This is a genomic window from Streptomyces sp. McG3 (assembly GCF_018619185.1).
Lineage (GTDB): Bacteria > Actinomycetota > Actinomycetes > Streptomycetales > Streptomycetaceae > Streptomyces.
On the sequence record NZ_JAAXYC010000055.1, the window covers coordinates 13241 to 35379 of the forward strand.

At 69.7% G+C, this 22139-nt stretch carries 10 protein-coding genes and 2 pseudogenes; 8 read left to right on the forward strand and 4 right to left on the reverse strand.

Annotated elements, in window-relative coordinates:
- The first annotated feature begins 13 nt into the window (after positions 1 to 13).
- The 7 genes and pseudogenes from HET64_RS12280 to HET64_RS12310 all read left to right on the forward strand — a co-directional run bounded on the left by HET64_RS12280 (position 14) and on the right by HET64_RS12310 (position 17823).
- Positions 14 to 4444 carry a beta-ketoacyl synthase N-terminal-like domain-containing protein gene (locus HET64_RS12280; RefSeq protein ID WP_215104775.1) on the forward strand — a complete coding sequence of 1477 codons (4431 nt, stop codon included), beginning with the start codon at positions 14 to 16 and terminating at the stop codon, positions 4442 to 4444.
- Positions 4437 to 12806: a type I polyketide synthase gene (locus tag HET64_RS12285; RefSeq protein WP_215104777.1), complete on the forward strand. Its 8370-nt coding sequence runs from the start codon at positions 4437 to 4439 to the stop codon at positions 12804 to 12806. Before HET64_RS12280 ends, HET64_RS12285 begins: the two co-directional genes overlap by 8 nt.
- Positions 12803 to 13867, forward strand: coding sequence for a ketoacyl-ACP synthase III family protein (locus HET64_RS12290; RefSeq protein WP_215104779.1), 1065 nt, complete (start codon positions 12803 to 12805; stop codon positions 13865 to 13867). Before HET64_RS12285 ends, HET64_RS12290 begins: the two co-directional genes overlap by 4 nt.
- On the forward strand, positions 13867 to 15114 hold the full coding sequence (gene fabD, locus HET64_RS12295) for an ACP S-malonyltransferase (protein WP_215104781.1): 1248 nt from the start codon (positions 13867 to 13869) through the stop codon (positions 15112 to 15114). The genes HET64_RS12290 and fabD overlap by 1 nt, the downstream gene beginning before the upstream one ends.
- 387 nt (positions 15115 to 15501) lie before the next feature.
- Positions 15502 to 15924 (forward strand): hypothetical protein, encoded by a 423-nt coding sequence (locus HET64_RS12300; RefSeq protein ID WP_308370004.1) that lies wholly within the window; start codon positions 15502 to 15504, stop codon positions 15922 to 15924.
- Between the two features lie 178 nt (positions 15925 to 16102).
- The gene (locus HET64_RS12305) at positions 16103 to 16447 is read left to right on the forward strand and encodes a hypothetical protein (RefSeq protein ID WP_215104785.1); all 345 of its coding nucleotides are present in this window, start codon (positions 16103 to 16105) and stop codon (positions 16445 to 16447) included.
- 137 nt (positions 16448 to 16584) lie between these two features.
- A pseudogene (locus HET64_RS12310) lies at positions 16585 to 17823 on the forward strand (transposase).
- A gap of 54 nt (positions 17824 to 17877) precedes the next feature.
- Here the strand turns inward: HET64_RS12310 and HET64_RS12315 are convergent.
- Together HET64_RS12315 and HET64_RS12320 are read right to left on the reverse strand one after the other, a co-directional pair.
- Complete coding sequence (locus HET64_RS12315) at positions 17878 to 18705, reverse strand: transposase family protein (RefSeq protein WP_215104787.1); 828 nt, start codon at positions 18703 to 18705, stop codon at positions 17878 to 17880.
- A gap of 240 nt (positions 18706 to 18945) precedes the next feature.
- Positions 18946 to 19725: pseudogene (locus HET64_RS12320) on the reverse strand (IS5 family transposase); the annotation flags it as partial.
- Between the two features lie 156 nt (positions 19726 to 19881).
- Here HET64_RS12320 and HET64_RS12325 point away from each other — a divergent pair.
- On the forward strand, positions 19882 to 20262 hold the full coding sequence (locus tag HET64_RS12325; protein ID WP_073743053.1) for a hypothetical protein: 381 nt from the start codon (positions 19882 to 19884) through the stop codon (positions 20260 to 20262).
- Positions 20263 to 20448: 186 nt separating this feature from the next.
- Here HET64_RS12325 and HET64_RS12330 read toward each other — a convergent pair whose 3' ends face one another.
- Both HET64_RS12330 and HET64_RS12335 read right to left on the reverse strand, forming a co-directional pair.
- Positions 20449 to 21216: an SDR family NAD(P)-dependent oxidoreductase gene (locus tag HET64_RS12330; RefSeq protein ID WP_215104789.1), complete on the reverse strand. Its 768-nt coding sequence runs from the start codon at positions 21214 to 21216 to the stop codon at positions 20449 to 20451.
- 96 nt (positions 21217 to 21312) lie between these two features.
- Complete coding sequence (locus HET64_RS12335) at positions 21313 to 21603, reverse strand: transposase (protein ID WP_215104791.1); 291 nt, start codon at positions 21601 to 21603, stop codon at positions 21313 to 21315.
- Between the last annotated feature and the right edge of the window lie 536 nt (positions 21604 to 22139).

A 22139-nucleotide genomic window follows, 5' to 3' on the forward strand; every position in this document is an offset into this window, starting at 1 on the left:
GAAGGGACTGATCATGAAACAGCTGCTGCTCGACTTTCTCTGGTCCCATCTGCGCACGCTCGGCGCGTTCCGTGAATCCGGGCAGACCCCGGAGGCCGCACGGGAGTCGGCAGGCCTCGCGCCGGGGTACGGCGCCTGGTTCGACGAGTGCCTGCGCGTCTTCGAGGGGGCCGGCTACATCGATCGGCGGGACGGCCGGATCCTGCTCGACGACGCCGTGCGGTATCGGCCGATCGAGCAGCTGTGGCGCGAGTGGGAGACAGGAAAGCCCGCGTGGCGCGAGAATCCCGACCTCGCGGCCACCCACCTCCTGGTGGAGACCACCTTGCGTGCTTTCCCCGACATTCTCAGCGGACGGCGACCGGCCACCGAGGTCATCTTCCCCGGGGGATCGCTGGAACTGGTGCAGAACGCCTACGCGACCAACCCGGCGTCGGCGTTCTTCAACCAGGTGCTGGCCGCCGACCTGGTGGCGCGGCTGCGACGGCGGGCACGGGACCTGACCGCGGATGGCGCGCGGATCCTGGAGATCGGCGCCGGCACGGGTGCCACCAGCGCCGTCGTCCTGGAGGAACTGCGCTCCGCGCGGCTGGATGTGCGCGAATACTGCTACACCGACCTGTCAAGGGCCTTCCTGAACCACGCGGAGCGTTCGTTCGGTGCGGCACATCCTTGGCTGACCTGCGAAATCCTGGACATCGAGCGCCCGGTGGCGGATCAGGGCCTCACCCTCGGCGGGTACGACGCCGTGGTCGCCGCCAACGTCCTGCATGCCACCCGGGACATCCGCCACACCCTGCGCAACGCCAAGGCGCTTCTCCGGCCCGGCGGACTGCTGTTCCTGAACGAGCTGACCGCGAACAACCTGCTCAGCCAGTTCTCGTTCGGCCTCCTCGACGGATGGTGGCGCTACGAGGACCCGCACCTGCGCATCCAGGGCAGCCCGCTGCTCTCCACGGCCCACTGGCGGCACGTCCTGACGCGGGAGGGATTCCACGCGATCGCTCTGCCCGCGCAGGATGCCGAGGATCTGGGACAGCAGATCATCGTGGCCGAGAGCGACGGCGTCATACGGCAGGCGACGGCCACACCGCGCCCGTCCGCGCCGCACGGAGCTCCGGTGCGCGAGAGTCCGGCGCGGGCCGTGGCAGACCACAGCGCCGGGAGCGAGCCCGGAGACCGGCTGCGCGCCCACATCGAGGCGGTCGCGCTCGATGTGCTGGCAGAGGCGTTGGACATCCCGCGGACGAGGATCGGGCGGGGCGAACCCTTCTCGAACTACGGGCTCGACTCGATCTTCGCGGTGAACGTGGCCCGGACCCTCGGCGGGACGCTCGGCATCGACCTCGACATCACGGTGCTGTTCGAGCACAACACCCTGGCCGAACTGGGCGAGTTCATCGTCTCCGAATACGCCGAGGACCTGCGGGACGTGCTTCCGCCGGAGCCCGCACCGCCGGACCGGGCGCCCGGTTCTGTACGGCCTCGATCTCGGCCCGACCTCGACGAGACCCCGCTCGACGGCATGGCGATCGTCGGCATGTCCGTACGCTTCCCCGGGGCCGACGACGTCGACGAGTTCTGGCGGATCGTCGAGCGGGGCGGACGGTGCATCACCGCACCGCCGGAAAAGCGTGCGGACTGGGCGGGCCACGGCGACGAGACAGCCGAGCTGCGGGGCGGATTCCTCGACGGGGTGCATGAATTCGACCCTCTCTTCTTCCGCATGTCGATGACCGAGGCGCGCCAGGTGACGCCGGAGCTGCGCCTGCTGCTGATGACGTCGTGGAACGCCGTCGAGGACGCGGGCTATCGGCCGGCCGAGCTGCGGAAGCGGCCCACGGGCGTGTTCGTCGCCACGACGCAGAGCGAATACCGGCCCGCGGCCATGGACCTGATGAGCCTGCCGTCGCCCGCGATGGTGCCCAACCGGATCTCGTACCTGCTCGACCTCAACGGCCCCAGCGAGCAGTGCGACACGACCTGCTCGTCCTCGTTCGTGGCCCTGCACCGGGCGATCCGGTCCATCCGCGACGGCGAGTGCGAGCAGGCGCTCGTCGGCGGGGTGAACCTGGTGATGTCGCCCGCGGGTTTCGGCGGGATGCGGGCCGCGGGGATGCTCAGCCCGCACGGTGACGTCCGGCCCTTCCAGCAGGGCGCCGACGGTACGGCGCGCGGCGAGGGCGTCGCCGCCGTACTGATCAAACCCCTGAGCCGGGCCCTGGAGGACGGCGACTTCGTCCACTGCGTCGTGCGCGGCACCGGCGTGGCCCACGGCGGCAGGGGTGTGTCCTTCACGGCACCGAACATCAGGGGCATGAAGACAGCCGTGGCGCACGCCTACGCCGACGCCGCGATCGATCCGGGCGCCGTGGACTACATCGAGACCCACGGCATGAGTTCGATGCTGGCGGACAGCGCGGAGCTGGCGGCGCTCGGCGCCGGACTGCGCGGCGAGGACGACAGCGAGGACGTGACGTATCTGGGCAACGTGAAGCCCTGCATCGGGCACACGGAGGTCGTCTCCGGCCTGGCCGCACTGGTGAAGACCGCACAGGCGATGCGGCACGGCGTGATCCCGGCGCTCCCGGGCTTCGGGCGGCTGCACCCCGACCTCTCCCTCAAGGGGACGCGTCTGCGCATCGCGGCGCGGAACCTGCCATGGCCCGAGCGCACCGACGACGCCGGTCGGCCGCTGCCGCGCCGCGCGAGCATGAACAGCTTCGGGATCGGCGGCGTGAACGCGCACGTCGTGCTGGAGCAGCACATCGCCCCCGCGAACCCGGACGACGACCCGGGTGCGCAGGTCCTTGTGCTCTCGGCGCGGAGCGTCGACGCTCTGCGCGAGCGGGCGCGCCGGCTGACGCATCGGCTCGACGAAGCGGATCCGCGCTCCTGGGCGGACATCGCGTACACCTTGCAGGTCGGCCGGGAAGCGATGAGCTGCCGGCTGGCGTTCGTCGCGCGGAGCACGGACGAGGCCGCTCGGGTGCTGGGCGGTTGGCTCGCCGGCGACCCGGACACGCTCGCCCGCGTGGCGTTCGCCGACGGCGTCGATCCTGCCGACGGCGCCGAGCACGACGGGAAGCCGACGCGGCTCGACCACGTACCGGAGCACTGGGTCGCGGGCACGTCCATCGACTGGGACCTGATGCATCGTGGCGCACGACGCAGGCGGATCACACTGCCCGGGTACCCCTTCGCGCGTCTGACGTGTTTCGCCGAGCAGGCGCCGCGGGCGGATCAGGCCTCGCACACAGGCGTCGGCGCCGGCCCCGCGGACGGCGAAGCCTTCGTCGCCGACCTCGTCGCCTCGGTGCTGGGCCTGTCGCGCCACGAGATCGACGGCACGAGATCGCTCGCCGACTACGGTCTCAACTCCCTGCTTCTGGTCGCGATGCTGGGCCGGATCAGCAACGCCTTCCCGGGTTTCCGGCCGGAATGGTGGCAGCCGCACGACACCTTGGACGACGTGGTCGCGAGGCTGCCCCAGGCGCAGGCCCGCCCCACGCGCGCACCGGCCCCGGAGCTGGTGCGCCTCAACGGCGCGACCGGGGGCAGGCCGGTCTTCTGGATCCACGGCGCCCTGGCCGGCGTCGAGTCCTACCGCACGATCGCCGAGCGGATAGACCGCCCGTTCTACGGCATCCAGGCCCGTGGCCTGCTGACCGAGGACGAGCCGATCGAGGGCGTCACGGCCATGGCCGAGTACTACACCGAGGCCATCCGCTCGGTGCAGCCCGAGGGGCCGTACGACATCGGCGGATTCTGCCTCGGCGGCATCGTCGCCTATGAGGTGACCCGGCGGCTGCAGGCGCAGGGTCAGGACGTGGCCTCGCTGACGATGGTGGACTCGCCGGACGAGACCGGCCTGGCGAAGTCGAACGCGAACGGGTTCCAGTCGGCGCGGAGCGCGGCTCTGCAGGTCGTCAATTCCATGCTCTGGCCGGCGGGGGAGAAGGACCCGGCGGTCCCGCGTGCCCGTCTCGTCCACCGGGACGAGGTCGTGGAGGACCTGGACGAGGACGCGTTCGTCCTGCGGCTCGCGGAGTTGGCGGCCGAGCGCGGGCTCGCCATGAGACCCGCCCAGATCGCGCGGTTCGTCAGTCGCAACATGGCGATCCAGCTCGCCTACCGGCTCGGCGAGCACACCATCAGGCCCCTGCCGCGGCCGGAAGCCGTCGTGTGCACCTACTTCCGCAACCGGCGGAGGCTCTTCCTGGGCGAGGTCGAACCCTACTTTCAGGTCACCGGCGAGACCTTCTCCCTCGACCACGTGAACTACCAGCAGGACTGGGCGCGCGAGATGCCGGGCCTGCGCCTGGTGGAGATCGACGCCGCGAACCACATGACGATCCTCAACGACGCGGGGCCGCTCGCCGCGATCGAGGAGACATGCCTGGCGCTCTACGCGCACGACGAGATCGGGGCTTCCCGTGGCTGACCTGACCGCCGCCCGGACGTACGGCCGCCACGAGCCGGTGGCGATCGTCGGCATCGGCTGCCGACTGCCGGCACACATCGAGGACCCGAACGCACTCTGGCAGGCTCTGCTCCAGGGTGTCGACGCGGTGCGCCAGGTGCCGGCCAACCGGTGGAACGCCGCCGAATGGGCGGACGCGGAAGCGTCCGGCGGGGCGGCGAACCGCCGAGGCGGATTCCTCGACGACGTCACGGGATTCGACGCCGAGCACTTCGGCATCCCACCGGCCGAGGCACGGCAGATGGACCCGCAGCAGCGGATCGCCCTGGAGGTGGCGTACGCCGCGGTCGAGGACGCGCGGCGTTCCACAGAGAGCCTCGCGGGCACACGCACCGGTGTCTTCATGGGCGCGATGTGGCAGGAGTACCCGCTGTTCACGCAGGGCGCCGCCGAGGCGATCCACGCCCACTCGGCCATCGGCTGGGACAACTCGGTGATCCCGTCCCGCATCGCCTACGCGCTGGGGCTGCGCGGCCCCGCGATGGGCGTGGCGACCGCGTCGAGCTCCTCCTTGGTCGCGGTGCACCTCGCCGTGCAGAGCCTGCGCTCGGGCGAGTCGGACTTCGCACTGGCCGGCGGCGTCAACCTGATGCTGCATCCGAACACCTCCGTGGCCCTGACGAAACTCGGCACCCAGAGCCCCGCCGGTCTGTCCCGGGCCTTCGACGGCGACGGCGACGGCTACGCCCGGGGCGAGGGCTGCGCGGTGGTCGTGCTGCGCCGGCTGTCCGACGCGCTCGCCGACGGTGACCGCGTCTACGCGCTGGTGCGCGGCAGCGCCGTCAACAACGACGGCGCGACGGACGGACTGACCGCCCCCGGCCACCAAGCGCAGACGGAGGTGCTGCGGTCGGCGTGGGAGAACGCCGGCGTCGCTCCGAGTGCGGTGTCGTACGTCGAGGCGCACGGGACGGGCACGCCCCTGGGCGACGTGACGGAGGCGGGCGCGCTCGGCACCGTGTTCGGGCCCGACCGGCCGGCGCCGCTGCGCATCGGCTCGGCGAAGACGAACTTCGGCCATCTCGAACCGGCGGCCGGCGTGCTCGGGCTTGTCAAGGCCGCGCTGGCGGTGCACCACGGCGTCATTCCGCCGAGCCTGCACTTCCGCACACCGAACCCGCGCATCGACTTCCCCGCCCAAGGTCTGGAAGTGGTCACCGAGGCAGCCGCGTGGCCGGCCGGGCCGCGGTTCGCGGGGGTGAGCAGCTTCGGATACGGCGGCACCAACGCGCATCTCGCCCTCGGCGAGGCGCCCGAGTGTGCCCCGGTGCCGGCCGCACCGGACGCGCGCGGTCCGGTCTGCCTGGCGGTGTCCGGTACGAGCCCGCGCTCGCTCGCGCGTAACGCCGCACGGTTGGCGAGCCACCTCGGGCAGTCGCCCGGGACCGGGCTGTCCGACGTCGCCCACTCATTGGCGACGACCCGCACGCACCACCCCACGCGCGGCGTGGTGATCGCCGGTACGACGGATGAGGCGGTGGCCGGTCTGCGGGCGCTCGCCGCCGACGAGAGCCACGACGCGGTGGTGACGGGCGCGACTGCCGGTCGCGGGCGCGTCGCGTTCGTCTTCCCCGGCCAGGGCGCCCAGTGGTGGGGGATGGGCCGGTCGCTGTGGGAGCAGAACGACGCGTTCCGCGCGGCCGTGACGGCCTGCGACGAGGCCCTCACCCCGCACACCGGGTTCTCGGTCGCCGCGGTCGTGCGGGGGCAGGACGGTCTCGCGCCGCCCTTCACGCGCACGGACGTGGTGCAGCCGGCGTTGTTCGCGATGTACGTCGGTCTCGCCGCGATGTGGCGTGCCTGGGGCGTCGAGCCCTCGGCGGTCGTCGGCCACAGCCAGGGGGAGGTGGCCGCGGCGGTCGTCAGCGGGGCGCTGAGCCTGGCGGACGGCGCTCGCATCGTGGCCTCACGCGCCCGGGCCGTGCACGACCATGCGCCGGACGGGGCGATGGGACTCGTGGAGCGCCCGGTCGGCGAAGTCAGCGAGGAGCTGGCGGCCTACGGCGAGGCGCTGTCCGTCGCGGTGGTGAACACCGCGCGATCGACCGTCGTGGCCGGAGACGCCGAGGCGGTGGACCGCTTCCTCGCGCGCATGGAGGCCACCGGCGCGTACTGCCAGCGCGTGGACGTGGACTACGCGTCGCACAGCCCCCACATGGACGCGCTGCTGCCCGCGCTGCGCGAGCAGCTCACGGGCCTCGCCCCCGCGGACGCGGGGGTCGCCTTCTATTCGAGCGTGACGGGGGAGCGGGCGGCCGGGCCGGAGCTCGACGCGGAGTACTGGTGCCGCAACCTGCGCCGGCCGGTGCGCTTCGATCGCGCGCTGGAACGCCTGCGAGCGGACGGGTTCGGCGTCTTCGTCGAGGTGAGTCCGCATCCGGTGCTCCAGATAGCCCTGGCGCAGGGAACCGAAGCCGACGGGGCGGCCGTCGTGGTGGGCAGCCTGCGCCGCGATCGCGGCGGGATCGAACAGGCGCTGCGGGCGCTGGCGGAGCTGCACACCCAAGGGGTCCCGATCCCGTGGGAGCGGGTGTCCTCGACCTCGGACACGCGCAGAGCGGACCTTCCGACGTACGCGTTCGAACGCCGCGGCTACTGGCTGGACGAACACGACGACGCGATCCCGGTCGCCGACAGTGCCTCGTGGCGCGAGGACGTGATGGCACTGCCCGAACCCGAGCGTCCGGGATCGATGGTCGCACTCGTCACGGAGGAGGCCGCGGCCTTGCTCGGCCGGCCCGCGGAAGGCCTGCGCCCCGACAGGACGCTGCGCGAACAGGGCCTTGACTCCCTCATGGTGGTCGAGCTGCGCAACCGGCTCAGCGCACGGACTCGGGTCCCGCTGCCCACCGTGCTCGCCTTCGACTACCCCACGCCGCAAGCGATCGCGACACTGCTGCTGACGCACGCCGACGCGCGGTACGAGGCCCCGGAAGTCTCGCCCGCCGTCGCCGCGGTGCCCGTGCGGCCCGACGATGACGACCCCGTCGTGATCGTGTCCATGGCCTGCCGCCTCCCGGACGGGATCGACACGCCCGAAGCGTTCTGGGAACTGCTCGTCGACGGACGCGAAGCCTCCTCGCCGTTCCCACAGCGCTGGGACGGGTGGGATCTCGGCACGCTCGATGAGGCGGAGCGCGCCGCGACCGGCAGGCGCTTCGAGCGCAAGGGCGGCTTCGTCCGTGACGTCGAGGACTTCGACGCGGCGTTCTTCGGACTGAGCCCGCGTGAGGCGCTGTCCCTGGAACCGCAGCAGCGGCTCGTTCTGGAAGTCGTCTGGGAGGCACTGGAGCGGGCCAATCTGCGCACCGCGTCCCTCGAACGCAGCAACACGGGCGTCTACATCGGCGCGATGAGTTCGGACTACGACGTCGCCCGGCGCTGGGACGTCGGGAGCAGCGACGGCTACAAGATCACTGGCAACGGGTCGAGCCTGATCTCCGGGCGGGTGGCCTACACACTCGGCCTGTCCGGGCCGGCGCTCACCATCGACACCGCGTGCAGCTCGTCGCTCGTGGCCCTGCGCCTGGCGTGCGAGGCGCTGCGCAGCGGTGAGTGCGACCTGGCGCTCGCCGGCGGAGTGACCGTGATGAGCACCCCGCAGATCTTCGTCGAGTTCAGCCGCCTCAACGGTCTCGCGGCCGACGGCCGCTGCAAGAGCTTCGCCGACGACGCCGACGGGACGAGCTGGGCGGAGGGCTGCGGCGTCCTGGTGCTCAAGCGGCTCTCGGACGCGAGGCGCGACGGTGACCGTGTGCTGGCCGTCGTTCGGGGCACCGCCATGAACCAGGACGGCCGCAGCCAGGGGCTCACCGCGCCGAACGGCCTCGCGCAGCAGCGCGTACTCCGCGGTGCCCTGGCCGACGGGGGACTGGCCCCGGCCGACATCGACGCCGTCGAAGCGCACGCCACGGGCACCGTGCTCGGCGATCCCATCGAGGCCGGCGCCCTGGCCGCCGTGTTCTCGGGCCGCGTGCGACCTTTGCATCTGGGATCGGCCAAGTCCAACATCGGCCACGCTCAAGCGGCTTCCGGAGTCATCGGCGTCATCAAGATGGTGATGGCTCTTCAGCACGAGTGGCTGCCCCGCACGCTCCACGCGGAGAGGCCGAACACCCGGATCGACTGGACCGGCGGCGAACTGGAACTCCTGCGGCAGCCGAGGAAGTGGCCGCGGACACGGCGCGTGCGTCGCGCCGGCATCAGCTCCTTCGGTATCAGTGGCACGAACACGCACGTCATCATCGAAGAAGCACCAAAGACCGTCGTCGCCGACCGGGCCGGCGACGATCTCGTGCACCCGTTGGTGATCTCGGGCACCGACGCGTCCGCCCTGCGTGCGCAGGCCCAGCACTGGGCCGAGTGGCTCGACGCGCGGCCCGCCGCGTCGATGCGGGACATCGCCCACACCTCCGCCGTCGGCCGTACGCACCTCGACGCGCGCGCCGTGGTCTTCGCGGACAACGCCGCGGATGCTGCCGAAGCCCTGCGGGCGGTCGAGCCCGGCTCCGGCACGGCGCCGGGGGAGATCGCCTTCGTATTCGGCGGTCAGGACGCGCAGCCGCCAGGGTCGAACAGTCAACTGCTGGAGCAGAGCGCGGTGTTCCGCGACACCGTGGCGGAGTGCGACGCCGCCCTCTCGCCGTTGACCGGCTGGTCCGTGCTGAAGGTGCTGCGCGGCGAGGAGGACGTGAACAGTCCGGATGTGCTGCCGTGCACACTGTTCGCGACCTCCCTCGGACGTGCGGCGCTGTGGCGCAGTTGGGGTGTGGAGCCGGCGGCGGTGGTGGGCCACGCGCAGGGCGAGGTCGCCGCCGCCGTGGTGAGCGGGGCGTTGAGCCTGGAGGACGGCGCCCGCGTCATCGCCTTTCGAGCTCGCGCGCGCTCGGGGCACGCGGTCGGCGGAGCGATCTCGGGGATTGTCCCTGCCCGGACTTCCCTCCCCTTCCATTCGGGCCTGACGGGAGAGGTGGTGCCGGGCCCGGAGCTCGGCGGCGACTACTGGTTCCGTGACCTGCCGGAGTCGGAGCCCCTGGGGCTCGACCGCGCGACGGAGCGGATGCGCGGCGAGGGCTTCGGAGCGTTCGTCGAGGTCGGCCCACCCTCCGAAGGTGCCTCGGGCGGCGTGGACCACCTCTGGCGAGCGGCTGCCACGTTGTTCGAGCGGGGCTTCCCGCTGGACTGGCAGCGGGTCCTCGGCTCCCGTGGAGCCGGCGACGTCGACGTCCCGACGTACGCGTTCCAACGCCGGCGCTTCTGGCTCGGCGAGCTTCCCTCCGGGCCCGTCTCGGCGACGCCGAGTCAGCCTGCGACCGGTCACCCGTGGTTCGACGCGATCACCACTCTCGCCGGCGGCGGCGGATATCTGTTCACCGGCCGGCTGTCGCTCGACGACGGCCCGTGGCTGGCCGATCATGTCGTCGGCGGGCAGGTCTACGTGCCGGGCGCGGGCTTGATCGACGCCACGCTGTTCGCCGCCCGGACCGCAGGTGCCGACGCCGTGGCCGATCTGACGCTGCTGGAGCCGGTCGTCCTCCTTCCGGGCCGTGCGCTGCGGATCCAGGCCACCGTCGGCGATCCGGACGCGCACGGACGACGCCCCTTCGCCTTCCACAGCCAACCCGAGGACACGGATCAGCCGCTGATCTGGCAGCAGCACGTGACCGGAGAGTGCGTGACCCGCGCGTGCGACGGCGGTGCAGTGCCGCCGGACATCGCCAACTGGCCGGTGCCCGGTGCCCGGGCCCTCGACATCGAAGCCTTCTACGGACGCGCCCTCGCGAACGGGCTCGACTACGGCCCGGCCTTCCGAGGACTGCGCGAACTCGCCTGCCGCGACGGTGTCTACTACGCGCGGGTATCCCTTCCGGGCGCGCTGGATCCGGCCGACCACGGCCTGCATCCGTCGCTGTTCGACGCGGCGCTGCAGGTCGTCGTCGCCGGTCTGATGGAGGCGGGTGCGGCTCCTGGGCCGCTCGTCCCGTTCATCTGGTCGGACGTCGAGCTGTTTCGCGCCGCGGGCAGAGAACTGACCGTGCGCGTGTCGTTCGCCTCCGGCGGGGACGAGGACCTCGCGCCGGCCACCGTATGGCTGGCCGACCCGGCAGGCCATCTGGTGGCCCGGATCGGCGGGCTGAAGTTCCAGCGCGGCAGGCGTCGCGGACACCCCTTCGCCGAGCACCTCTACCGCGTCGGCTTCGAACGCGTCCACCCCGTGGCCGAAACCTCCGTCCCCGCGGGCACCCTCGTGGTCGGCGACGCGGAGTTGGGCGCGGGGCTCGGCACCGACGTCGTACCCGACCTGGACGCCCTGGTGAAGCGGCTCGACGTCCGGGCGGACACGCCTCGGCGGCTGGTTTTCGCGCTGCCTGACCACGCGTCCGCTCAGGGGTACGCAGCGGAACGGAGTGCCGCTGAAGCGCTGCGGACGCTTCAGGTGTGCCTCGGCGATGCCCGGCTCCAGGGCGCGGAGCTCGTCTGGATCACCCGTGACGCGGTGTCATCGGGCCCTGACGACCAGGTAGGGAATTGGAGCCATGCCGCGGTGTGGGGCATGGTGCGCACAGCCCGCACGGAACAACCCGAGCGCGTCCTGCGCCTGGTCGACCTCGATCCCGGTACCCCGGACTTCCGGCTCCTGGCGCGGGTGATCGAGACCGGCGGCGAACCGGAGTGCGTGCTGCGCGGCGAGACCGCCCACGTGCCACGAGCAAGGCCGACCGTCGAGGAGATCGACGCGCTCGTCCTGCCGCACGAAGGCAACTGGCACCTGCGTCGGCGGGAGGACGATCAGCTGGACGTCATCGCCGCCACGCACGACGAGGGCGCGCCGGAGCCGGTCGCGCCGTCGGAAGTCCGCGTCGAGGTGCGCGCCGCGGTGATGAGCCCGGGGCACGCACAGGTCCTGGAGTTCGCGGGGATCGTCGTGGAGGCCGGCAGCGGCGTCACCTCCGTACACGCGGGGGACCGGGTCATGGGCAGTGCGGCAGGTGCGCTCGGCCATCGGATCCGCGTGGACGGTGCCACCATCAGGGCGGTGCCCGCGAACCTCACCTTCGCGCAGGCGGCCGCTGACCCGTCCGCCCCCGATGCGAGGCGGGACAAGGGATCGTTCACCGCGTTCGACGTACGCGACGCGCCGTATGCCCTGCGCCACGCACAGCGGAACACCGCGCACCAGACCGTGCTGACCCTGCCGCGCGCCTTCGACCCGGACGGCACGGTGCTGATCACCGGCGGTCTCGGTGAGCTCGGCAGCGCGCTCGCCGCACACCTGGTCCGCGCGCACGGAGCGCGGCGGCTCGTGCTGCTGTCACGGCGCGGTGGCAGCAGCCCCGACGCAGGCTCGTTCGTGCGGGAGCTCGAAGCCGCGGGCGCCGAAGGCGTGGACCTGGTCGCGGGCGACGTCGCGGACCGGACCGCGGTGGCCGCGGTACTGGAAGGGATCCATCCGAGCCATCCCCTCACCGCCGTGTTCCACCTCGCCGGCGTGCTCGACGACGGCCTGGTGGAGGGCTTCACCGCAGAGCGGCTGCACCGGGTGATGGCACCCAAGGTCCAGGGCGCGCGCCTGCTGGACGAGTTGACCGAGCGGCTGGACCTGGCCGCGTTCGTCCTCTTCTCCTCGGCGGCCGGAACGCTGGGCACCGCGGGACAGAGCGGGTACGCCGCGGCGAACGCGACGCTGGACGCCCTGGCGGCGAACCGGCGCAAGCGGGGTCTGGCAGGACTCAGCCTCGCTTTCGGGCTCTGGGAACAGGCCGGAGTGGGCATGACCGCCCACCTCGGCAAGGGCGAGCTGGGACGCCTGCGACGTCAGGGGATCGGTGCCCTGACCCTGGCCGAGGGGCTGAACGCCCTGGACATCGCCCTCGCACGGCCCGAGACCCAGCTGATGCCCGTGCGCCTGGAACTGGCATCGCTGCGACACGCACTCGGCGATGCGGAAGCGCCTCCCTTGCTGCGCGACCTGCTGCGGCGAACAACTGGAGCTCGCCGAGCCGGAGTTCCCGAGACGGCGGAGTCGCTCGATACGCGGATGGCGGACGCCTCCGAAGCCGAACGGCCGGCTCTGCTGCTGGATCTCGTCCGCAGCGAAGTCGCCGACGTGCTCGGCCTGCCCGGACCCGACAGCGTGCCGGCCGACAGAGCACTGCGTTCCCTCGGGATCGACTCGCTCACCATGGTCCAGTTGCGCAAGCGCCTCGCCAAGCGGCTGAACACCGCACTGCCCGCCACCCTGGTGTTCGACTACCCGACCGCCGAGGCCATCGTCGGGCTCCTGCTCCACGACACCACCACCCTGAGAGGGAACGAGAAGTGAAGACAGAGGCCCTGTTCATCGCGGGTACCGCGACCTGCCTGCCCCCGGCGACCAAGGTCGAACAGGCCGTCGCCGACGGCCGGTTCGATGCCCAGGACGCCGAGGACACGCAGCTCGAGTCGGTCTGCGAGGCCACGGACGAAGCTCCGCCCGAGATGGCGGTGGCCGCTGCCAGGGATGCCCTGGAGAGGTCGGGCCACCGGGCCGAGGACATCGCGCTGCTGCTGCACGCCTGCGTGTACTTCCAGGGCCTTGAGCTCTACCCGACGGCTTCCTACATCCACCGCGAAGTGCTCGGGGACCACTCGGCGCTCGCCTTCGAGGTCAAGAACGCCTCCAACGGCTGCATGACCGCGCTGGACATCGCGGCGCGCTCCCTCACGGCCACCGACGACGTGGCGGCGCTGGTGACCACCGCCGACAAGGTCAGTCGGCCGGCGATCGACCGCTGGAACAGCGACATCGGCATCGTCCCCGGCGACGGTGCGTCGGCGATGGTGCTCAGCAAGAGGTCCGGGTTCGCCCAGGTGCTGAGCACCTCCACGGTGTCGGATCCCACCCTTGAGCGCCTGCATCGCGGGGACGCGCCCTTCACGCCTCACCACGACCCCACGCTCCCCATCGACCTGCGTCTGCGCAAACTGCAGTACCTGGGAGACGTGGAGCTCGACGAGTTCACCCGCCGATTCCGGGCGGGCCTCAGCGACTGCGTCGAACGAGCCCTGCACGACGCGGACATGCGGCTGGGCGACGTCGCCCGGTTCGTCGTTCCGCACTTCGGACGTACCGTGCTGCAGCGCGAGGTCCTCGCCGCACTCGATATCGACCTCGATCTCACGACCTGGTCCTGGGGGCGCACCGTCGGCCACCTCGGCGCGGGCGACCAGATCGCCGGACTCGACCATCTCGTGCGGGAGCACGCCGTGGACGTCGGCGACCGCGTCATGCTGCTCGGCGTCGGCGCGGGCTTCACCTGGACGTGCGCCGTGGTCCGGATCATCGAACTTCCCGAGCGACCGACGCCGCCGGCCGGATTCGGTCTCGGAGGCGGGCGGATCTGATGCGCTGCTACGTGTTCCCGGGACAGGGCACCCAGAAGAAGGGGATGGGACGCAGCCTGTTCGGAAGGTTCCCTGACCTCCGTGCCCGCGCCGACGGGATGCTCGGATACTCGGTCGAGGAGCTCTGTCTGGAGAACCCGGAACGACGGCTGTCCGAGACCGCGTACGCGCAGCCCGCGATCTACGTCGTCAACGCGCTGCACTGGTCAGCGGCGCGGGAGGACCTGCCGCCCGCGGACTTCTTCGCGGGCCACAGCCTCGGCGAGTACAGCGCACTGTTCGCGGCCGGTGCCTTCGACTTCGAAACCGGCCTGGCGCTGGTGCGACGCCGTGCGGAACTGATGAGCGAGGTCAGCGGCGGTGCGATGGCCGCGGTCGTCGGTGTCTCCGAGCAGATCGTCGAGGAAACCCTGAAGCGGCACGATGCCACCGGCGTCGTCATCGCCAACTACAACGCGCCCGAGCAGTTCGTGCTCTCCGGCGGCCGCGAGGAACTGGCGCGGATCAGGTCGGTCTTCGAGAAGGTGGAGGGTGTCCGGGGCTTCGTCCCGGTCCGCGTCAGCGGCCCCTTCCACGCGCCGTCGATGGCCCCGGCCGCCGCCCGCTTCCGCACCCTGCTGGCCTCGGTCGACGTGGGCGAACTGCGGACACCGGTCATCTCCAACGTGACAGGCCGGCCGTTCGGCCCCGATGCGCAGGAGGTCCGCGATCTGCTCGCCGAGCAGATCGCCAAGCCCGTCCGCTGGACCGACTGCATCCGGTATCTGCGGGACGCGGGCGTGTCGGTCTTCACGGAACTGGGCGAATCGAAGGTGCTCACCTCGCTCATCGACCGGATCACCACCGCGCCAAAGCCCGCCCCCGACCTACGCCGAGACCTGATCGAGCGCATCAAGCGCGAGATCCTCCAGCCGGAGATCGGCGACGAGGCGCTGGGCTTCGACGAGGACGCGTCGTTCCGGCAGCTCGGCCTGAACTCCATCATCTACGTACGCCTGGCCCGCCGGGCCGGGACGGTCCTCGGCATTCCGATCAAGCCGGACGTCATCTTCCAGCACCGTTCCTGCGCCGCCCTGGCGGACTACCTCCTGACCCGCGACGACGTCACCGGGGCCGCAGCGCCCGAGGCCGCACCCGCGCCCTTGCGTGAATACCAGGACGAACGGGTGACGGCCCTGCTGCGCGACTGCGCGAACGGGACCCTCGGCGTGGACCGGACCATCGAGGCGATCCGCGCCCTCGCGTGACGAGCGCGCAATGCGCCATTGCTCCGTCTTGCGGCGGTCGGATCGCGTGAGTGCCGTTCCTCTCTCCTGCCGTGCCCTGCCTGCCCTGCCCTCGACCGCTCCGATACACGCAACGAGGCAGCGATCTCCCGGTTCTTCGCGCCGGCCTTGGAGCCAGCCACGGCCTGGAGCCGGACCCGCTCGACTACGAAGCCCTCCCCGCCCGCACCACCGCCATGATCTACATCGCGATGATCGCCCTCATGACCCGCCGCCTCACCCCACGAGTCCACACCAACCTGGCGAGGAGTCTGAAGCACAACGTGCCCACCCAGAGACAGGCCGCAGGGTGCTCACCGGTACCGATTCTCGGTGTCGTTGGATGCAGGGCTGCGCGATACTCGCCCTGTGGAATGGCGCGAGCAGGTGCAAGTGGCAGAAGGAATCCGTGATTGGGATGCAGCCATCTCGCTGGTGAGCGCTCGCGCCGAGTGCTACTCCACCGATTTCCGAGCGCACGACAATCATTTGTGGCACATGGATCTGCTCGTTCGTGCGGAGCGATTCGAGCAGCTCACCGAGCTCGCGCTCACAGACGTCCACGCGCGCCGGCGACTCAACAGAGCGCTTCACGAACGGGGAATCGACACGACCCTGCGCCGCCGCGCTAAGGCTGGCGACAGCGGTGCCTTGTATCACCTCGTGAAGTTGCTGTGCGAAAGAGCCCAGTTTCAGGAAGCCCACGAAGCGGTTGAACGTCTTGATCCTGAGAATGACTACGCGCACCAGCTCGTGGCCGAGCTCCGGACAGCCTCGGGCGGAGCTCGGTAGCTCCCTGGCGTCAGACTGCCGTGCGCCCGCGAAGCGATGCCACTTCCGGCTGAGCTATCGGCACAAATCACCCTCTGAGCTTTTTGACCTGCTGCGCCCTCAAGGGGTGCGTGGTGTACTGGTCGGCCGTCCGGCTTGTTGATGAAGGCGGCGTGAGACAGAGCGCTACGGAGTGAGCATGTGGGACGGCCCCTTCTACCGAGTCGGACGTGACGGATACGAGATCTGCTTCGTGCCCGGTGCCGGGGAGGACCTCGACGAGGTTTGCAATGTGGACATGTGGGTCATCCGTGATGACGGCGATCGTTGGTCCGGAACCGTGTTCACTCTCGACGAGGTGCACCGGATCATGGAACGTCAGCGGCAGGCCGGCGAACCAGAGGGCGACTACTGGTGGTGCTGGGATGGCCTCATCGTGCGCGACGCGGGTGTGCAGTCGATGGTCAAGGTCATCGACGGGCTCGTCGCCGCAGGCGAGCACGAGACAGTCCTTCGCCACGTTGGGCCCGAAGAGAACGCTTGATCTCGTTGACTTCCCGGCTGACCGAACGATGCCCCGAACGTGATCGCTCGTACGGGGATTCCGGGGACGTGAACATGGCCCCCGCCTGATCCTGTGCTCCGAGCAAGAAGGCACTTGACCAGCGAAGGCCGTGGGGAATGAGTCTGCTGCACCACGATGGCCGGGACGAGGCATTCGACTTCACGTCCCACTTTCGGGAGGCCTACGGATGTCTGACCCGGCGCGCTGACACGCTGTTCGAGCTCTGCGACGCGATGCTCTGTGAGGACGGCCCGGTGACCTCGCCGGTCGATGTGACGTTGCTGGCCGAGCACCGGCGTGGGCACGGCGCGTTGCACGACGCGCTCAACCAGGGCTGCATCGACGCGGACAGGCTGCGTAAGGCACTGGCCGTGCTGCCGCAGCCGAAGGCCGCCGACGGACGCCTGGTCCTGGCGGTCGATGTCTCGCCGCGGCTGCGTCCGGACGCGCCGACCAGCCCGGACCGCCTGTTCTGCCACGTCTACGGACGCTCAGGACGCTCCAGTGACCAGTTCATCCTCGGCTGGTCCTTACCGGCCTGCCCATCCAGGTGCTCGGACGGGTGCGCTCGGACCGGGGCATGCGCCGTCCGACACCTACGCAACTGGAGTACGCCCTGCCTACCCCCAGGGCGGGCGGCCGCCAAAGCACGGCAAGGAGTTCCGCTTCGCCAAACCGGACACGTGGGGCGAGCCCGACGCGGAGACCGTGCAGGTCACCGACCGCTATGGCACCGCCCAGGCGATGGCCTGGGACCGTATCCACCCCCGGCTCACCACCCGCTCCGCGTGGATCGACCACGACGGCGAACTCCCCATCATCGAGGGCACCCTGATCCGCCTGACGGTGGACCATCTGCCCGGCGGCGGCGCCCCCTTGCCCGTCCGGCTGTGGTCCTCCAAGACTGGCATGATCACCGGAGAAGTCAACCTGTGGTGGCAAGCGTTCTTGAGGCGCCTCGACCTTGAACACACTTTCGTTTCGTAAAGCAGACGCTCGGCTGGACCCGTCCCAGGCTCCGCAGCCCCGAGGCCGCGGACCGGTGGACGTGGCTCGTGATCGCAGCACATACCCAGCTGAGGCTCACCCGAGAGGCTGCAGCCGATCTCCGCCGCCCCTGGGAGAAACCGGCTGAGCCCGCGCGGCTCACCCCGGCCCGCGTCCGCAGGGGGTTCAGGAACCTCCGCCCTCACCTGCACAACCCGGCCCGTGCGCCCAAACCCTCAACTCCAGTCCCAGGTAGCCCACTCGGCTCGAAGAACCAACGACCGGCCACCCGCTACGACGTGGGCAAAGCAACCAGACGCCCTGAAAGCATCGCCGAACGTAGTCAACTCAATGCTCGCGAACCATAAAAGACAAGCTCAGTGAACCTTTCCCGGTAATGGCTCATGACGTTGCGTGATCATTCAGATGGCTCGGCCATACTCGAGTTGGAGCAGGACGAGGGCTGCAGCGGCGATCTTCGTGATGCGGCTGGGGTCGAGGCTGACCCGGCGCAGAGCCTTGAAGGTGGTCTTGAGCAGAGAGTTGGCGCGTTCGCATACGCCGTGGACACCCCGGATGACCTTGTTGTAGGTCTGCTGGGCCTCGGTCAGTATGCCGCCTGCGGGCTTCTTGACCGGGTGGCGAAAGCCGTTGCCGGCGTTCTCGTAGCCGAGGTCGACCAGGGTCGGGACGCCCAGCTCGACGGCGAGGCCGTTCAGGGTGTCGATCAGGCCGTGATGGCGGGCACAGGTGGTGTCGTGCTCGCGCCCCGGACGGACCGGCGAGACCCAGAGCGGCCAGCCGTCGGGGGTGGAGATGACCTGCACGTTCCCGCCATGATGCCGGTGCCTCCCGGACCACCACAGGTCTGCGCCGTTGGGGCCGACGGCAGCGACACGGTCGGTACGGACCACGGTGCCATCCAGATTCAGATGCGTCAGCCCAGCCTCCCTCGCGCGCCGCAGCGCGGTGTCGAGATCTGGTGCCCCGGCTGCCAGGACGGCCAGCCCTTCGTGCAGGTACCGGGAGGTGGCGGAGGTCGACAGGCCGTTTTCACGGGCGAGTTGGGCCAGTCGGGTACCGTCGATGAACCAGCGCAGGACGAGCACGGCCTGCCGGAGGCAGCCCAGCGCACGCCGTCCCCTGCGGGTGCCGATCTCAGCCCGACGGTCTCGCAGCAGCCGGGCCAGATGCTCAGCGGTGGACCGTCGCGCATCGAGCACGGCGGTGTATGTGACGCTGGTCGACACGTGAGGCCCCTCGGCCGGATCTTTCTGTCGCAAGATCGTTCCTACCGGGGGCCTTACGTCTGCCCGAACTTGAGTACAGAGAGAGCGGCACCGCGAGCCGAACCATCGCGGTCGGTGACCACCGGTTACCAGGAAAGGCTCAGTGCCTGTCTGGATTCCTTTGGCCTCGTGATGCCCATCGCGTGAGGAGTCGTCTTACTGATCGTTTCAGAATGCCGCCCGGAGGTTCCGAAGACAGATGATGCCGCAGGCGAGTTGTAGTAGTCCGAGGTGGAGATCAGCACGCATCTCGTAGCGGATCCGGAGTCTCTTGAACTGGTGGAGCCAGGCGAAGGTGCGCTCGACAACCCAGCGGATCTTGCCCAAGCCGGAGCCATGAGGGGCACCGCGGCGGGCGATTTTGGGCGCTATGCCTCGGCGCCGGAGAGGTCTCCGGTACTTGTCGAAGTCGTAGCCGCGGTCGGCGTACAGCCGTTGCGGGAGATGGCGCGGCCGTCCGCGTAGTCCACGAATGCGGTGGGATGGCACCGATGAGCGGGATGAGCTGAGTGACATCGTGTGTCGGTTGCCACCGGTGAGTGACACTGCGAGAGGTGTGCCCCTCCGGTCGACGACGATGTGGTGTTTGCTTCCTGGGCGGCCCCTGTCGACCGGCGATGGTCCGGTGTGAGCTCCCCCTTTCGGACTGCGGACGTGTGAGCCGTCGATGGCACAGTCGTCCATCTCCAGTAGCCCGGCCTTTCGCAGCTCGGCGAGGATCGCAGCATGCAGGCGTGGCCAGACGCCGGCCTCGGTCCAGTCCCGTAGACGACGCCAGGCTGTGACCCCCGAGCAACCTGTCTCCTGACGACGTACATCACGCCAGGCTGCACCCCGTGCGCAGGACGAAGAGGATGCCTGCCAGGGCGGTGCGGTCGTCTGTCCGGCGTCGTCCCGGATGTTGATCCGCCGCTGCGGAGGGGATGGCAGAATCGGAGCGATGCGGGCCCACGAATCGTCGGGCACGAGATCTCTGATCACGTCGAGACCGTGGCGGAAGAAGCCCGACCGGCGGGTCTGTTCACCAGCGAACTCGCTTGATGAGTGTGAGCGGACAGCAGGGATTCTGCAGCGCCCCGTGATCTGAAGCCCGACTTCTTGCTACTTGCTCGTTTTCTGAGACTGGGGTGGGCGAACGTGCTCGTGGTTCTTGTTCTGGCAGCCGGGGCTGTCGTGTGGGCGGTAGCGCTGTCGGTGTCTGACGTGCGGAGTCGGCAGCGGCGGATCTCTCTGGAGGTCCCGTGTTCCGGGTACGGGCCGGGCCGGTTCTCCTCGGATGAGACGCGTTATCACTTGGGACCGGTCGTGCACGAAGGGCGCGTGATAAAAGGCTCGCTCTACGGGAAGAAATTGCGGATCTCAGTCGGCCAGGCCGTGAAGGTGGAGCTCGACCCGCGAGAGCCGACCCGCATGTATCTGCCGGACACCATGCCACTGTTCGCACACAAGGTGGCAGCCCTTTTGTACGGAGGGCTGGGAATGGCCCTGATTGGGGCTGCGTTGGCGATCGGCATGTGAGCGCATCAGCATGACGGTCGGGGGTGGACCGCGGCGGTGCTCTGGCCACCACCTCCACGACGCGCTCGCTCCTGGCCGACTCTTCAGAGACGGCAGGCTCGGACATGTTTCCACTGAGAGCGACGGAGACCACGTCCGAGCCTGCAGCCAACGTCTGACTACGACGCTTCATTGTGAAACGGTCAGTTAGAGCCAGTGCCCGCCTGCTACCTGGATGATTTGACCGGTGATCCACCGTGACTGACGTGAGGCGAGGAAAACGCAGGCGTCCGCGATGTCGGTCGGATGTCCCACCCGATTCATGGGAATGCTGGGGACAACCTTGTTGACGAGTTCGTCGTCCATCCAGCCAGTCTGGATCGGTCCGGGGGCGACGGCGTTAACCCGGATTCGAGGCCCGAGGTCGACTGCCGCGCCCCTGGTCAGGGATTCGAGGGCTGCTTTCGACATCCCATAGGAAACCTGGTTGGGGAAGCCCCGGGCTGCGTCGGTAGAGATGTTGACGACGTTGGCAGAGTTGGCCGGAGCGTGCTCTGGTAGGCGCCTGGACAGTTCTGCGATGAGCAGGGCGGGGGCCAGAGTGTTGACGCGGAGGGTCTGCTCTATGGCGGTGTCGTCGATGGCGCTGAAGGTATCGGCGTCGTTGGCCAGCGCGGCATTGTTGATCAGTACGTCCACGGGGCCGACTTGATTCTCCACCGTGTCCATCAGCCTGGCTGCGGCTCCGGGTGTAAGGAAGTCCTCCGCAATGCCGATCGCGTCAGGGAGTGAGGAGACGAAAACATGGGGATCGGTGGCCGCGCGTCCGTGATGTCCCGAGGATGTCTCGCCGGGTGCGTAGTGGACTACGACGCGTGCGCCTTGTTCGGCGAAAGCCCGCGAGATGGCTGCACCGATGTTGGCTGCACCGCCGGTGACGAGAACGGTTTTCTGCGAGAGTCCTGGATCGATCATAGTCAGGCATGTTAGGTGCGGGCTCGGTCTCTCAACTCCCGGGCTGACCTGCTGGTGTGGCAGCCGAGAAGACGAGTAGCGGGTGCGGGTCGAGAGTCATAGCCTTTTCGTCCATCGTGCCTGATGACTTCCGCGGGTGATTCTGCGGGTCATGAGGGTGATGAGTGCCCAGGTGAGACGGGCTTCCGAGTGTTGCGGAAGGCGCTCGTAGTCGCGGACGTTGCGCCGGGCTTTCATGATCCAGCCCAGGGTCCGTTCGGCTTTCCAGCGCCGGGGCAGGACGACGAAGCCTTTGGCTCCGCGGGGGCGGGACACCGTTTTGAGGGTCATGTTGAGGAAGCTGCCGGACCAGTTGATGAGCTGGCCGCCGTAGCGGAATCGGTCCATACCTGCGTGATCTGCGGTTGCATGACCCGCAGTCTCCAGAGGAGTTCTCGGGCAGCCTCCCGGTCAGTGGTGTCGGCCAGTGGTGTCGGCGGGCGTCACTGTGATCATCACCGGGAGCCCGAGGGTGTCGACGGCGATGTGTCTCTTCAGCTTCTGCAAAGGCGTCGTGGTGCCGGCTCCACCCCGTGTCGTAGGCGAGTTCGCCGCCGAGCAGCAGCGTCTCGGAAGCCGATACGGGGTGCGTCGGACGGCGTGCCCTCCGAGGGTGCGTCACTCATGAGCGCCCTCCGGTGAGGATCGGTGGGGAGGCGGGGATGCGGGGAATGGGTGTTGCCGGGCTCAACGAGCCGCCCGCCCTTTTCGAACACACGTTTTCAGACGCAGTCGGACCCCGGTGCCCCAGGGCGACGCGCGCGTGCCGGATACACCGACATCGCTCGGCAAAGGCCGTGCGCTGGAAAGCAGTTGGCTGAAACGCGCCGCCGGCGCATGATCCTCTGGGGCCGCGGCTCGGAGCATCACGATGGCCGGGAGAT

What these genes read in the sequence shown, in the direction of transcription:
- HET64_RS12330 (WP_215104789.1), bottom strand. Translation starts at nt 21,216, where the DNA reads ATGATCGATCCAGGACTCTCGCAGAAAACCGTTCTCGTCACCGGCGGT.
- HET64_RS12305 (WP_215104785.1), top strand. Translation starts at nt 16,103, where the DNA reads ATGTGGGACGGCCCCTTCTACCGAGTCGGACGTGACGGATACGAGATC.
- HET64_RS12280 (WP_215104775.1), top strand. Translation starts at nt 14, where the DNA reads ATGAAACAGCTGCTGCTCGACTTTCTCTGGTCCCATCTGCGCACGCTC.
- fabD (WP_215104781.1), top strand. Translation starts at nt 13,867, where the DNA reads ATGCGCTGCTACGTGTTCCCGGGACAGGGCACCCAGAAGAAGGGGATG.
- HET64_RS12335 (WP_215104791.1), bottom strand. Translation starts at nt 21,603, where the DNA reads ATGGACCGATTCCGCTACGGCGGCCAGCTCATCAACTGGTCCGGCAGC.